Here is a 14,144-nt window from a genome sequence, read left to right on the forward strand (position 1 = left end):
ACTCTCCGTTCGGGTTCACGGCGGTGGCTGTGGGCAACCCTTTTTGTATTCTTTACCATTGATTTGCTTTGGATTCTCCTATGGTTCCCGAAGGAGTTCGCTTCCCGCATTTTTCTGCGGAATGCCCTTCCGGCAGTGCAGGGGCCGGCCCTGGTCCTGGGGGCCGGCGTGTACGCCGACGGCGAGCCCTCCCCGATCCTCGAGGGGCGGCTCGAGGCCGCCCTGGCGCTGTTCAGGGGCGGCCAGGTGGGCTGGATCCTGGTTTCCGGCGACAACCGGGCGCAAAACTACAACGAGCCCCAGGCGATGCGGAAATGGCTCATCCGCCGGGGGGTCCCCGTCGAGCGGGTGGTGAGCGACTACGGCGGCAGGCGCACCTATGACAGCCTCCGGCGGGCCCAGGCGGTCTTCGGGGTGAAGCGCGCCGTGGTGGTCACTTCGGATTTCCACCTGCCCAGGGCCCTCTACCTGGCCTCCAGCATGGGCCTGGACGCAACGGGCGTGGCCGCGGACACCTCCGGGGTGCCCCTGAAGGCCAGGGCCGGGTTCCTGGCCCGGGAATTCGCGGCCCGGCACGTGGCGGTGCTGGACCGGTGGTTTCCGCCCCACACGATGCTGGGGAACCGGGAGACCACTCCGGACGACGCTACAGCAGGGCCTTGAGCGTCCTGTAGTCCGTCTTGCCCGTGCCCAGCACCGGGATCTTCTCCAGGTCCACGACCGTGCGGATGTTGTGGATGGGGCTGAAACCGGCCTCCCGGATGGCCTGGTTGGCCTCCTCCCGGGTGACGCCCCGGATGGTGAAGAGGGTGAGTTCCACGGCGTTGCCGGTCTCCTTCGCCTCGACGGCCAGGACCGCCTCGTCGTCCCCGGGGCCCGAGAAGCGGGCCAGGAGGGCCTCCTCCACGGAGGGAAGGCTGACCATCTCGCCGCCCATCTTCACGAAACGCTTGAGCCGGCCGGCGAACGCCAGCCTGCCGTCCTCCTCGCGGACCAGGTCCCCGGTGCGGTACCAGGCGTGGCCTTCGAAGTCCACGAAGGGCGAGGGTCCGTCGAACCCCAGGTACCCGCCGAAGATGCTGGGCCCCCTGACCAGGAGCATGCCCATGGCCCCCGGAAGGGACCGCTCCCCGGTGTCGGGGTCGACCAGCGCATGGTCCACGGAGGGCATGCACCAGCCGATGGTGCCGTGCCTGCGTCCCTCCTCGCGGTTCGCCGCCACCACGGGGGAGCACTCCGTGATGCCGTAGCCCTCCAGGATCACCATGCCCGGCCAGCGCTGGCCGATGGTCTCGAAAAGGGCCTCGGGGCACTTCTCGGCCCCGGTGATCACGAAGCCCAAGGACTCCAACTGGGCGGTGCGGGCCACCCGCACGATGCCGTTGAGGAAGGTGGGGGTGCCCACCAGGGCGGTGACGCGGTAGGCCTCGATGTGGCGGGCCAGGGCCGTGCCGTCGGTGGGGACCGGGTAGTACACGGCCTGGAACCCGCAGCACAGGGGCAGCACGACGGTGCCCGTGAGCCCGAAGGAGTGGAAGGGCGGCAGGAATCCCACGAAGCGGGCCCCGTCCAGGAACCGGTACTCGGCGGCGATGTCGCGCACGTTGGCCAGCAGGTTGCCGTGGGTCAGGGGGACGGCCTTGGGCAGGTTCTCGCTGCCGCTGGTGAAGAGCACCACGGCGGTTTCGGCGATGCGGGCCCTGCGCAGGGGCTTCCAGGAGAGCCAGGCGCCCAGGAGGGCCTTGAGCTTGGCGCCCCGGGTCAGGGAGGCGCCCACGTCCTCCATGAGCAGGAGGCGGTCGCGCAGGGCCTCCAGGTCCATGCCCTGGGACTGGATGCGCTCGACCACCCTGCCCACGGTGAGCACGCGCCTGACGTCCAGCAGGTCCAGGCCGTGCGTCATGTTCCGCACGCCGGTGGTCCAGTTCACCATGACGGGCGTCTTGCCCGCGAAGAGCACGGCCAGGTACAGCACCGCCGCGCCCACGCTGGAGGGCAGCATGATGCCCACGTACGGGCCCTCGATGGCTTCCAGGACGGGCTTGAGCGCCAGGATGGAGGTGATGAGGTCCCGGTAGGTCCTCACGCCCGAAGCCTGGTCGGCGATGACCGCCCTGCCGGGATCCCGCGCCGCCTGGCGCAGGAAGACCTCGGGGATGGTGGCGCCCTCGGGCACGAGCGCGGGCAGCCCCATCGGCCGGAACCAGGAGGAGGGCACGGGCTTGAGGGGGGCCCCCGCCGTGTCGATGGCGTGGCCCGAGGCCGCGAGCAGCGCGTCCCCCACGGTGACCAGGGAATCCGGGTCGCCCAGGTGGTGGCCGAATTCCTGCTCGATCCAGAGCTGGAGCTCCAGGCGCATCAGGCTGTCCATGCCCAGGTCCCGGGCGAGCTGGTCGGCGTCCTGGAGCCCGGCCTTCCCGGACATGTCCCTCAGCCGGGCCTGCACCTGCTCCCGCACCGCCGGGGTGACCTCCCCCGGGTCCCCCTGGAGACGCACCTGGGGCGGGTCGGGAAGGACGCGGCGGCCGCCGGGCTCCCACGGCGTGGCGGGCACGTGGAGGGCGGGCGGCGCGTCCTCGTTGAAGAACGCCTCCATCCTCCGGTTCATGGCCTCCCGGCCCTCGGACCGCGGGAAGTCGGCGGGCTCGGCCAGTTCCACCGTCACCTCCCGGCGGGGGCAGAAGAAGACGAAGCTGGCGAGGATGTCCAGGGCCTGGCGGGCCAGGACCCGCATGAAATCGGGGGAGTGCCCCGCGGCGCGGCTGAAGCGGCTGCCCCAGAGCCCTCGGGTGCGCACCAGCACCACCCGGGCTCCGGGCGCCGCCGCCAGGATGGTCTCCACCGCGCTGTTGCCCCCCAGGTCCTCCAGGCGGCTGCGCATGAGGTGGCCGCCGGGGTAGAGCAGGATGTTCCGGCCCTGGGCCAGGTCCTCCGCGCATTCCCGGATCACCCGCTCCACTTCGGGCCGGCAGCTCTCGCCGTACTTGGCCAGGTCCGGCAGCGGCTTGGCCCCGAACTGCTTCGTGATCCAGTTGATGCCGGGGCTGGCGATGCGGTCCCGGTCCGCCAGCGAGGCGGGGCGGAACCGGGGGTAGAGGGTCCCGGCCACGATGACCGGATCGATGAGGGCCGGGTGGTTGGGCAGGAAGAGGATGCCGCCGGCGCCCCGGGAGGCCACCTCCTCCAGCCCCTTGACCCGGATGCGGTAGCGCAGCGAGAGGAGGCCGCGGCCCAGTGCGATGAAGAGGGAGGCCGTCACGCCCATTGCGCACTCCGGAGCAGGACCCGCATGCCCGCGCTTAGCACCAGGGCGAGGCACCCCACGACGCACATGCCCGTGGTGGGGGCCCAATGGGCGTTGAGGAGGTTCGAAAGCGGGCCGCTCAGCATGATTCCGCCGAACACGGCGAAATTGGCCGAGGCCAGGACCGCGCCCCGGCGGGAGGCTTCGGGCCGCCGCTGGATGAAGCTCTCCACGGGGATCAGGAAGATGCCGCCGAACAGCCCCACCAGGGCCACCGCCACGAAGACCGCAGGGACCACGAAGGGCGCGGGCAGCAGGCGCAGGGCGGGCAGCGCCATCATCGAAAGGCCCATCCCGGCCCCCGCGGGCGCCAGCACCCGGTGCCAGTCCTCGCCCTTGGCCCACCGGGGGCTGAGGATGCCGCCGGCGGCGATGCCGGCCAGCTGGCTGACGATGAGGGCGCTGGTCAGGGACTTGCTGAGGCCCAGTTCCTGGATGCCCAGCGGGTTGATGAGGAGCACCTGCAGGGAGCCCGAGAACCAGATGAACACCGAGGCCCCCACGGTGAACGCCAGGAGGCGGTCCTTCCGGATGCCCGCGAGGTCGCGCAGGGTGGCCAGGGGGCCCAGCCACGGGAAGGGGGCGCGCGGGTCGGCCGCGGGATAGGAGGCGACCTTGAAGCTGACCGCGAGCCCGCCGAGAGCCACCAGGATCACGCCGGCGCCCACCAGGAGCCGCCCGCGGTCGATGCCGTGGAAGCCTGCCCCGGTCACGTCCAGCGTGAAGCCCGCCGCCGCGATGCCCACGAGGATCCCCACCGTGACCACCATGCGGAGCAGGCCGTTGGCCCGGGTCACGTAGTCCCCGGGGTAGAGCTCGGGGATGGAGCCGTTGATGGCCGGGCTCATGAACGCCGCCTGGGTGCCCATGGTGCCGAGCATGACCATGATGAGCCACCAGTTGCCCGTGGCGATGCCCGCGGCCCCCACCAGCATGGCGGCCAGTTCCACGGCCTTGGCCGTGATGACGACGGTGCGCTTGGCGAAGCGATCCGAGGCCCAGCCCGCCGGGGCCGCAAAGAGCAGGTAGGGGAAGGTGAACACGAAGATGGCCACCCCCTGCAGGCTGATCCGCCCCGCCGCCACCGCGAGGATGAGCACCGCCTGCTTGTAGTAGTTGTCGTTGAAGACGCCCAGGAAGAAGGCCGCGGCCATGGCTGCGAACTTCCCCCGGGCACGGTTGACCTGCTCGGTCTCATCGCTCAAAGGCCCTCCCCGGAACGAAGCGGACCCCGGGGAAGCCCCAGGGTCCGGCTCAGCAACGCTCGTATTGCCATGGATCAGAGATCAATCTCCCCGACGCCCAGCTCGTCGGCGGTGTCTTCGGAACTGTCCTTGATGGCCGGGGACACGTCCAGATCGTTGGCGATGCCCAGCATTTCGCTGGAGGACGCGTAGATCTGGCCCACCGTCTGCTTGCGCGTCTCGAGGGTCTGGATGAGCTCCTGCACGCGCTTGATCTCGTCGTTCAGGTGCTGCCACTCCACCCGGATGGTGTTGTTCATCTGGTCGACGTCCTGGCGGCAACGCTCACGGGCCTGCTCGTAGAACTGCTGCTGGTCTTTGCTGAGGTCCATGAATACTCCATACACAAGGGAAGGGAAACGCCAATGATTCGGATGGATCAAGGATACCTGGAACCGCCGGGAGGGGGGAAAGGGCAATTAGTTGAATATCCGGTACGCCACCCAGGCCACACCGGCGATCACCGCGATGAGGACGGGGATGAGCCACAGCGGCTGCTGGGCGTGGGCCATGGGAGCCGGCGGCATGGGCATGGGCTCGGGGGGGCGCACCCGCTGGGGCTGCGGCTGGACCGGCAGCGGCTGCGGCGGGCGCGGGGGCGGCGGCACGGGGGAAGCCGGCTGAAGGACCGGGTAGCGGTGCTGCAGGAGTTCCTCCAGCTCGGACCGGGACCCCTTCAGGACCATGTTCACGTACTCGGCGACGTCGTGCTCCGTGGGCTCGCTGCTGGTCTTCACCAGGAGGTTCTTGAGGTCCCGTTCCAGGAACCGGGCCGAAACGTAGCGGTGGTCGACGTCGCGGTTCAGGGCCTTGTTCACGATGGCGGCCATCTCCGGGGTCACGGCCGGGTTGACGGAACGCACCTCCTGGACCTTGCCCATGCGGACCTTCTCGAGGACCCCCAGCTCGCTGTCGGCCTGGAAGCAGCGCTCCCCGGTCAGGAGCTCGAAGAGCACCAGGCCGAGGGAGTAGATGTCGGACCGGCCGTCCAGGGCCCCGCCCAGGGCCTGTTCGGGGCTCATGTAGAGCAGCTTGCCCTTGAGGGCTCCCGCCATGGTCTGGGTGCTCTTGGTGGCGGCCTTGGCGATGCCGAAGTCCACCAGCTTCACCGCGCCCTCGTAGGAGATGAGGATGTTCTGGGGGCTGATGTCCCGGTGGACGAGCTTGAGCTCCTTGTCGTTGATGCCGCGCTTGCGGTGCGCGTAGTCCAGGGCGCTGGCCACCTTCATGGTGACGGCGGCGGCGATGGGCTCGGGCACCGGCAGGCGGTACTCCCGCACCTTGCGCAGCAGGCTGCGCAGGTCCCGGCCGTCCACGAACTCCATGGCGATGTAGTAGAACCCCATGGCCTTGCCCAGGTCGAAGATCTGGCAGATGTTGGGGTGCGTGAGCTGGGCGGCGAGCTTGGCCTCGTCGATGAACATCCGCACGAACTCGTCGTTGTCCGAGAGGTGGGGGAGGATGCGCTTGATGGCCACGATCTTCTCGAAGTCGTGCACGCCGCGCTGCCGGGCCTTGAAGAGCTCGGCCATGCCGCCCACGGCCACCTTCTCCAGGAGGTAGTAGTTCCCGAACTCCTCCATGCTCTCGTCCAGGGGGGCCGGCGGTTCGGGCGGGGCCGGCGGCGGCCAGTTCTCGGGGACCTGGGGCAGCGGGCCGGTGGCCTTGATGTCGACCTCGGAGCCCTCGAAGAAGCTGGAGATGCTCGGGACGCCGCCGAGCGTGAAATCCTTGGGCAGCGGGGGGGTGACGGCCCTGGGCTGTTCCGGGGGCACCTCGTCGAGGTCGGTCAGGATGTCGGCGAAGAGGTCCTCGGTGGTGAACTTCTGGGCCCCGGGGCCGAAGCCCCCGAGGCAGGAGCGCAGGGTCGCGGGCCAGACCTGGAGGGAGGTCTCCCGTCCCATGCGATGCAGGGCGGTGACGTCCAGGCCCGCCTTCAGGGCCCACGCCACGTCGGCCTCCGTGCCCCCGAGGGCCACGAGGGCGATGCCGGGCTTGCGGAGCTGGAGGTCCCGGAGCAGGGTCAGGCCCTCCCCGCCGATGGCCTGGGGATCGAACAGGACCACGTCCGGGGGGGTGGAGGCCGCGCCCTGGAAGCCGCTGGCGGCCCCCTGCACCCAGACGACGTCCCAGCCTTCGTTCCGCATGACCGCCGACAGGTCGGGGGTCCGGAAGGATTCGCCGTCCACGATGAGCAGGTGAGCCAGGGCCATAAATTCTCGAGAAAATGCAATTATAGACCGCAGGAGCGGGCGCGGCCAACTGGTCATCTTCAACAACGAATGCTGGCAATACCTGCATACGGCTGGTAACCTGATGGACGGCCCTTGAACCGGAGTTCTGGTTTTCGGGCGAATTCAAGGCGGAAGGAGGTGTCCCCACATGCCACTGGTCAAAATCAAGGAAGATGAAACTTTCGAGAACGCGCTTCGCCGCTTCAAGCGGAAGTGCGAGAAGTCTGGAATTCTCAGCGAGCTGAAGAAGCGTCAGCACTACGAGAAGCCCAGCGCCAAGCGCAAGCGGAAGATGCTCGCCGCACGCAAGAAGACGCTGAAGCGCCTCGCCCAGGAGCGGAGGCTGATGGGCTGATGCCCTCGTTTCCGATAGGATAGAGAGGCCCGCCCACGGCGGGCCTTTTTCGTGCCCAGATGACAAGACCACCCCTCGCCTCCGAACTCCAAGCCGTCGAGTTCCCCACCCTGGCCGCCCTGGTGGCGGGGGGGGCCCGCACGCGCCTGGGCCGGGCGGCCCTCCGGGAGCTCCATCCCTGGGACGGCCTCTGCGGATTGCGGCGCCTGAAGCAGATGGAGCTGGGGCCCACCTGGTCCCTGGATCCGGGCGCCCTGCCCATCGTGCCCTTCGACGAGGCCCTGGACGAGGTGCTGAACCCCGCCGGCTGGCCCCAGCCCGAGCATTGGCGCCAGCTCCGGGAAGGGCTGCGCTCCCTGGCCACCCTGCTGCGCACGGCCAGGGGCCTGGAATGGCCGGCTGACCAGCCCGGTCCCGAAGGCACGGAGCTGGGCATCGACCGGCTCCAGGTCACCGCCGACCTCCTGCCCGACCCCGGCCCCGTGGCCGACCAGCTCGCGCGCAGCTTCACCGAGGACGGGCAGCTGGACCCCATGCGGGTGCCGGGCCTGGCCGACCTGCACCGGGTCCGGTCCCGGTGCTTCCAGGCCGTCAGCAACCGCCTGCAGAGGATCCTGAGGGACTTCCCCGACGCCTTCCAGGAGTTCAACGTCGTCGAGCGCAACGGGCGGTTCTGCCTGCCGGTGCGAACCGAGCGCCGGGGCATGGTTCCCGGGCTCGTCCTGGACCGCTCCAGCAGCGGCGCGACGGTCTTCGTGGAGCCCTTCGAGGCCGTCTCCCTGAACAACGACCACGTGGAGGCGGACCGCGAGTACCTCCAGGCCGTGCAGGCCTTCCTGCGGGACCTGCTGGAGGGGCTCCGGGCCCGGCGCTTCGATTTCGAGCGGTGGCACCGCTTCCAGGCCGACGCGGACGAGGGCCTCGCCCTGCTGCGCTGGAGCGTCCTGTGCGACGGCGCCCTGCCCGACCTGGGCCGGGACCGGCTCCATCTGCTGGAGGCCCGCCACCCCCTGCTCCTGCCCAACGTGCGGGCCGCGCTGGACCTGGACCCCCTGGACCACGACGCCGTGCCCCTGACCCTGGAGCTGGACCGGGAGCGGCCGGGGGTCATCATCTCCGGCTCCAACACCGGCGGCAAGACCGTGGTGCTCAAGACCGTGGGCCTGCTCACGGCCCTGGCCCGGTCCGGCTGCGCCATCCCCGCCCGGCCCGGCACCGAGGTGCCGGAGCTGGCCACCCTCCACGCCGACATCGGGGACCACCAGACCCTCATCGGCAGCCTGTCCACGTTCTCCAGCCACATCCTCCACCTCAAGCGCATCGTGGGCCAGGCCCGCACCGGCGGGCTGGTCCTGCTGGACGAGCTGGGCACCGGCACCGATCCCAAGGAGGGGGCGGCGCTGGGCATCGCCCTCCTGCAGGCCCTCTCCCGGCGCCAGTGCTGGGTGCTCTGCTCCACCCACCTGGGGGAGATCAGCCAGTGGGCCCTGCGCCACCCCCGCTTCCAGAACGCCTCGGTGCAGTTCGACGAGGAGCGGCTGGCCCCCACCTACCGCCTCATGGTGGGCATGCCCGGCCAGAGCCGGGCACTGACCATCGCCGCCAAGCTGGGCCTGCCCCGGTCCATCCTCGACCACGCCGAGAAGGTGCTGGGACGGCGCGAGCAGGACTGGCGCGAATTCCTCCGGCAGCTGGAGGCCGACCGCCTGCGCCTGGCCGACGAGACCCAGGCCCTCAAGGAGGCCGCGGCCGCCGTGGAGAAGGACCGGAAGATCCTCGCCCACCGGGAGGAGGCCCTCCGCCTGGGCCAGGAGAAGTTCCAGCGGGAATCCGCCGAGAAGGTCCAGCGGGTGCTCGACTTCATCGACCACGAATCCAAGCGCCTCGTGAGAGAGCTCAAGGAGAAGCACAAGGCCACCGAGCCCTTCAACGCCGACCGCGTGGGCACCGACGCCCGGGAGCGGGTCAAGACCATCGAGCAGATCGCCCGCACCGAGCTTCGCGCCGGCGCCGCCCCGCCCCGGGCCCAGGACCTCCCGCAGCTTCGCGAGGGCGGCTTCGCCCGGCACCGGGGCCTGGGGGTGGAGGGCCGCATCGCCAGCCTCAAGGGGGACCGGGTGGTGCTGGAGACCCCCCAGGGCCGGCGCCTGGAGACCCGGGCCGGCGAGCTCGAGCCCATCCACCGGGGCGCCCTGGGCTCCGAGAGCCCCCGGAGGGGTTCCGTGCGGTTCCGCGGCGACGCCGAGGACATCCAGTCGGAGATCAACCTCATCGGCCGCGCCTCGGACGACGTGGACACCGAGATCCACCGCTTCGTGGAGACCTCCATCGCCGCCGGCCAGAAGTTCATCCGCGTCGTCCACGGCCACGGCACCGGCCGGCTCAAGGCCGCGGTCCGCGAGGCCCTCAAGGGCCACCCCGGCATCGCGAAGGTGGAGGACGCGCCGCAGAACCAGGGTGGCGCGGGAGCCACGGTGATCACGCTCAGGTGATCGAGTGTAGGCCGCCAGAAGTGGAAGCGACATCTCGACCCAGGCCTGGGGCCGAATCCAGATCAGGCTCTGGTATTGACGAGCCCCAGTCCTCCCCCCAGTATCGGGCCATTCCGTCCTCCGGTGAAAAAGGAGATGCGTCCAATCCGAGGAGAAACCCCATCATTTTTTCTTTTTCGGCGATCCTCGGCACCTCGGCGCCCTCGGCGATAAGCAGTTTCATGGTTGCTTCAACGCATTGACGGTTGGCGGCGCGAGACTCCAGAAAGAGCATATCGCCGAGGCGCCGAGGCGCCGAGGCAGCCGAGGATCGCCGAAAAAGCAAATGCAGGTTCCGGTGTCACTTCAGGACGGCGGCCATCCGGGTGGCTTCCAGCGGTTTTCGTGCCCGTGCGACCTTTGCCACGACGTGCCCCCCTCCTCTCCGAATACAGGATCATGGCTCACTTTGAACCCAACCGGGCGGTGTGGCTTGAGGCCCTTCCTGCGCCAACTTCGCTCCACCGTGCTTTGGCTCACTCCTGTCGCCTGCGCCATAGAGGCCTAGGTAATCTCCCGTATGGCCTGTTCCTGAGAATCAATCACACTTGCATGGAAGAGGCAGGTTCCCGAACCCCCCACACGGGAGGGCCGGCATCGCCCTGCCCAGGAGACTCCCATGACGTGGTTCCGCAACCTCAGGCTGGCATCCCAGCTCATCCTCTCATTCTTCCTCGTGGCCCTGGTGGCCGTCCTGGTCGGACTCCGGGGCATGTCCAACACCCGCACCGTGAGCGGGATGATGACCGATCTGTACGAGAACAACCTGACCTCGGTCGCCCTGGTGGGCAAGGCCCGGAGCGCGGGGATCATGTATGCCCGGCTCACGAACAACTACTTCGTGGCGCCGGACGCCGAACACCGGCGCGAAGTGGGCCAATCGCTTGCCGCCACCCGGTCGAACCTGTTCGATCACATCGCCAAGGAGCGCTCCACGCGCATGGCGCCCGAGGAAGTGGCCCTCTGGGCCGCCTTCGACAAGGCGTGGGGGCCCTACGAGGAGGCCTGCAAGCAGTTCACCGGGCTGGTGGACGCCAACAAGCACGCCCAGGCCAGCACGTTCCTCTTCACCGAGGTGCGCCCGAAGACCCTGGAGCTGGACAAGACCTTCAAGGCCATCGAGGAGGTCAACCTCCAGGACGCGGCCACCACCCAGAAGAAGAGCCTCGAGGCCGTCGCCTCCCTCCAGAACCAGACCATCGGGTTCATCGCCGCGGCCTTCGCGGTGGCCATCGCCCTGGGCCTCGGGGTCTCCCGGATCCTCCGGAGCCAGGTGGGCGGGGAGCTCGCGGAGGCCTCCGAAGTGGCGCGGCGCGTGGCCTCCGGCGACCTGTCGGTGGACGTGCGCACCGCCCAGGGCGACACCACCAGCATGATGGCCTCCATCAAGGACATGGTCGAGCGGCTGGCGGACGTGGTGGGCAAGGTGCAGGACTCCTCGGGCTCCCTTTCCGGCGCCGCAGAGCAGCTCAGCTCCACGGCCCAGTCCCTGAGCCAGGGCGCCAGCGAGCAGGCTGCAAGCGTGGAGGAGACCAGCGCCTCCATGGAGGAGATGAGCGCCTCCATCGCCCAGAACAATGAAAATGCGAAGATGACCGGGGACCTGGCCACCGGCACCGCGAAGGACACGGTGGAAGGCGGCGAGGCCGTGAAACAGACCGTCGGCGCCATGAAGGAGATCGCCCAGAAGATCGGGATCATCGACGACATCGCCTACCAGACCAACCTCCTGGCCCTGAACGCGGCCATCGAGGCGGGGCGGGCCGGGGAGCACGGCCGGGGCTTCGCGGTGGTCGCCGCCGAAGTGCGCAAGCTGGCCGAGCGGAGCCAGGTGGCGGCGGAGGAGATCAGCCGGCTGGCCTCGGGAAGCGTGGACCTGGCCGAACGCGCCGGCAGGCTGCTGGACACCATCGTCCCCTCCATCCAGAAGACCTCGGACCTGGTGACCGAGATCGCCGCCGCCAGCGCCGAGCAGAACTCGGGCGTGGGCCAGATCAACGGCGCCATCGCCCAGATCAGCCAGGCCGTGGCCCAGAACGCCGCGGCTTCTGAGGAGCTGGCCAGCACGGCCGAGGAGGTCACGGGCCATGCCCTCGAGCTCCAGACCGCCATGGCCTTCTTCAGCCTCAAGGGCGGCGCCGCCGCGCCCAGGCGTCCGGCTCCCGCCGCCCGCCCCGTCCGCGAGGCCCGCGCGGGGGCCCGCTTCAACGAACCCGGCTTCGCGCGGTTCTGAAAGGAGATGGCCCCCATGTCCGAACTCATGACCATCCAACGCCGCAACCCGGCTCCCGCCGCCGCGGAGAAGCCCCGCCAGTTCCTGGCCTTCGTCCTGGGCGGGGAGACCTTCGCCATGGAGATCCGCTCCATCAAGGAGGTGATCCAGTACGGCGCCCTCACCCAGGTCCCGATGATGCCTGACTTCATCCGGGGCGTGATCAACCTCCGCGGCTCCGTCGTGCCCGTGATCGACCTGGCCGTGCGGTTCGGCCGGCCCCCCAGCGAGGTCTCGCGGCGCACCTGCGTGGTGGTGCTCGAGGTGGAGCACCATGACGAGGACCTGGTGCTGGGCTTCATCGTCGACCAGGTGCGCGCGGTCCTGGACATCGGCGCATCCGACATCGAGCCTCCGCCGGCCTTCGGCAGCGCCCTGCGCAGCGAGTTCCTCGCCGGCATCGGGAAGGTGGACGGCGAGTTCGTCATCCTCCTGGACGTGGACCACGTCCTCTCCCTGGACGAACTGTCGGCGATTTCCGCCTGACCGGGAACCTTCCGCCTCCCGAACCTGTCTAAACTGGGACCCGAATCCACGGGACACCCAGGAGACCCCATGCGCATCCTCGTCCTCGCCTCCCTTCCGGCCATCCTCGCCGCCCAGAGCCCGGAGCAGACCACGACCCTGAAGGACCAGCAGGGCCTGGCCGTGACCATCTACAACGACAACCTCGCCCTGGTGAAGGACCTTCGCGAGGTGCGGCTGCCCAAGGGGGACCTGGACCTGGCCTTCCAGGAGGTCTCGGCCCAGATCCGCCCCGAGACCGCCCTGATACGCAACCTGACCGAATCCAAGGATTTCTGGATCAACGAGCAGAACTTCGACTTCGACCTGCTCACCCCCCAGAAGCTCCTGGAGAAGTACGTGGGACGGAAGGTCACCGTGGTCTCCCAGAAACCCAACCCGGACGGCCCGGGCTCCCGGGAGGCGCGGGAGGAGGCCGAGGTGCTGGCCACCAACGGCGGAACCGTGCTCAAGTTCGCCGACCGCATCGAGACGTCCATCCCGGGCCGGATCATCTACCCCGGGGTCCCCGCCAACCTGAGGGCCCGCCCCACCCTGGTGCTCAGCCTCCACTCCCCGAAGGACCGCGCCCAGAAGCTCGAGCTCAGCTACCTCACCGGCGGCCTCTCCTGGCGCGCGGACTACGTGGCCAACCTAGCCCCGGACGAGAAGACCCTGGACCTCAGCGGCTGGGTCACCCTCACCAACCAGAGCGGCTCCGCGTACCCCAACGCCACCCTCCAGCTGGTGGCCGGGGACGTCCACCGGGCCCCCGTGAACCGGGCCCCGGCCCCCGCCCCGATGATGGCCATGGCCAAGGCCTCCGCCCGGGCCGAGATGAAGGAGGAGAGCCTCTTCGAGTACCACCTCTACACCCTGGACCGGCCCACCACCCTCAAGGAGAACCAGACCAAGCAGGTGGCCCTGCTCACCGCCCAGGGCGTGCCGGTGCGCAAGGAGTACCTCCTGCGCGGGGACGCCTGGTACTTCCAGGCCCGCTACGAGGACCTGGGCGAGAAGCCCAAGGTGGGCGTCTTCGTCGAGTTCCGGAACCGGGAGGAATCCCGCATGGGCATGCCCATGCCCAAGGGCGTGGTGCGGGTCTACAAGCGCGACGGGCAGGGCCGGCCGCAGTTCGTGGGCGAGGACGCCGTGGACCACACTCCCCGGAACGAGACGGTGAGACTCAAACTCGGCGACGCCTTCGACGTCACCGCCGCCCGCAAGCAGACCGACTTCAAGGTCCTGGGCACCCAGGGCGCCTACCGGCACGTGACCGAGGCCGCCTTCCAGGTGGAGGTGCGCAACGCCAAGAAGGAACCCGTCACCGTCTCCGTGCTGGAGCCGATCTACGGGGACTGGGAGATCGTCCAGAAGAGCCACGATTTCACCAAGGAGACCAGCGGCCTGGCCCGGTTCGAGGTGGCGGTCCCGGCGGAGGGAAGCGCCACCCTCACCTACCGCGCGCGCATGCGCTGGTGACCGATGTGATAAATATCAACGCGCCGGCCCCCGGGTGCGGCTATTTTGGATCTGTGGTCGACCTGCCGCGAGCCCTCTCCATGGATTCCTGGGCCCCGTAAGGAACGACAAGATCCGAGAGTCGAGTCCTCGACGCTCCCTGGTTGTGCGATACCCACCTTGCATCGTTTTGCAACGCAACGCCAGGCACCATGGCAAACAGTGTAGCCCAATTCGAT

At 69.3% G+C, this 14,144-nt stretch carries 10 protein-coding genes; 6 read left to right on the forward strand and 4 right to left on the reverse strand.

All coding sequences use genetic code 11. The features are described from left to right. Positions 1 to 135: 135 nt before the first annotated feature. Positions 136 to 663, forward strand: coding sequence for a vancomycin high temperature exclusion protein (locus tag RAH40_RS07490; protein WP_306601468.1), 528 nt, complete (start codon positions 136 to 138; stop codon positions 661 to 663). On the opposite strand, the gene RAH40_RS07495 is transcribed toward RAH40_RS07490, so the two are convergent. The 4 genes from RAH40_RS07495 to RAH40_RS07510 all read right to left on the reverse strand — a co-directional run bounded on the left by RAH40_RS07495 (position 647) and on the right by RAH40_RS07510 (position 6,761). After that, positions 647 to 3,265, reverse strand: coding sequence for an AMP-binding protein (locus RAH40_RS07495; protein WP_306601469.1), 2,619 nt, complete (start codon positions 3,263 to 3,265; stop codon positions 647 to 649). The genes RAH40_RS07490 and RAH40_RS07495 overlap by 17 nt on opposite strands. Then, positions 3,256 to 4,509 carry an MFS transporter gene (locus RAH40_RS07500; protein ID WP_306601470.1) on the reverse strand — a complete coding sequence of 418 codons (1,254 nt, stop codon included), beginning with the start codon at positions 4,507 to 4,509 and terminating at the stop codon, positions 3,256 to 3,258. The genes RAH40_RS07495 and RAH40_RS07500 overlap by 10 nt, the downstream gene beginning before the upstream one ends. Before the next feature lie 74 nt (positions 4,510 to 4,583). Continuing rightward, entirely contained in the window at positions 4,584 to 4,880 is a 297-nt protein-coding gene (locus tag RAH40_RS07505) for a hypothetical protein (RefSeq protein WP_306601471.1), read from the reverse strand. A gap of 87 nt (positions 4,881 to 4,967) precedes the next feature. Next, positions 4,968 to 6,761, reverse strand: a complete 1,794-nt coding sequence (locus tag RAH40_RS07510; protein ID WP_306601472.1) for a protein kinase — start codon at positions 6,759 to 6,761, stop codon at positions 4,968 to 4,970. 169 nt (positions 6,762 to 6,930) lie between these two features. Between RAH40_RS07510 and rpsU the strand changes: the two genes are divergently transcribed. The 5 genes from rpsU (at position 6,931) to RAH40_RS07535 (ending at position 13,926) form a co-directional block, all read left to right on the forward strand. Beyond that, a complete protein-coding gene (rpsU, locus tag RAH40_RS07515; RefSeq protein ID WP_243335345.1) occupies positions 6,931 to 7,137 on the forward strand; it encodes a 30S ribosomal protein S21 in 207 nt (68 codons plus the stop codon). A 59-nt stretch (positions 7,138 to 7,196) separates the two neighbouring features. Beyond that, positions 7,197 to 9,629 carry a Smr/MutS family protein gene (locus tag RAH40_RS07520; protein WP_306601473.1) on the forward strand — a complete coding sequence of 811 codons (2,433 nt, stop codon included), beginning with the start codon at positions 7,197 to 7,199 and terminating at the stop codon, positions 9,627 to 9,629. Positions 9,630 to 10,287: 658 nt separating this feature from the next. Further along, complete coding sequence (locus tag RAH40_RS07525; RefSeq protein ID WP_306601474.1) at positions 10,288 to 11,901, forward strand: methyl-accepting chemotaxis protein; 1,614 nt, start codon at positions 10,288 to 10,290, stop codon at positions 11,899 to 11,901. A 15-nt stretch (positions 11,902 to 11,916) separates the two neighbouring features. Then, a complete protein-coding gene (locus RAH40_RS07530; RefSeq protein ID WP_306601475.1) occupies positions 11,917 to 12,426 on the forward strand; it encodes a chemotaxis protein CheW in 510 nt (169 codons plus the stop codon). 69 nt (positions 12,427 to 12,495) lie between these two features. Then, entirely contained in the window at positions 12,496 to 13,926 is a 1,431-nt protein-coding gene (locus RAH40_RS07535; protein ID WP_306601476.1) for a DUF4139 domain-containing protein, read from the forward strand. The last annotated feature ends 218 nt before the right edge of the window (positions 13,927 to 14,144 follow it).

The organism is Geothrix sp. 21YS21S-2 (genome assembly GCF_030846775.1).
Lineage (GTDB): Bacteria > Acidobacteriota > Holophagae > Holophagales > Holophagaceae > Mesoterricola.

Bases quoted from the DNA above. Each gene is read 5' to 3' on its own strand.
- RAH40_RS07535 (WP_306601476.1), top strand. From the start codon at position 12,496: ATGCGCATCCTCGTCCTCGCCTCCCTTCCGGCCATCCTCGCCGCCCAG.
- RAH40_RS07530 (WP_306601475.1), top strand. From the start codon at position 11,917: ATGTCCGAACTCATGACCATCCAACGCCGCAACCCGGCTCCCGCCGCC.
- RAH40_RS07520 (WP_306601473.1), top strand. From the start codon at position 7,197: ATGACAAGACCACCCCTCGCCTCCGAACTCCAAGCCGTCGAGTTCCCC.
- rpsU (WP_243335345.1), top strand. From the start codon at position 6,931: ATGCCACTGGTCAAAATCAAGGAAGATGAAACTTTCGAGAACGCGCTT.
- RAH40_RS07510 (WP_306601472.1), bottom strand. From the start codon at position 6,761: ATGGCCCTGGCTCACCTGCTCATCGTGGACGGCGAATCCTTCCGGACC.
- RAH40_RS07495 (WP_306601469.1), bottom strand. From the start codon at position 3,265: ATGGGCGTGACGGCCTCCCTCTTCATCGCACTGGGCCGCGGCCTCCTC.
- RAH40_RS07505 (WP_306601471.1), bottom strand. From the start codon at position 4,880: ATGGACCTCAGCAAAGACCAGCAGCAGTTCTACGAGCAGGCCCGTGAG.
- RAH40_RS07525 (WP_306601474.1), top strand. From the start codon at position 10,288: ATGACGTGGTTCCGCAACCTCAGGCTGGCATCCCAGCTCATCCTCTCA.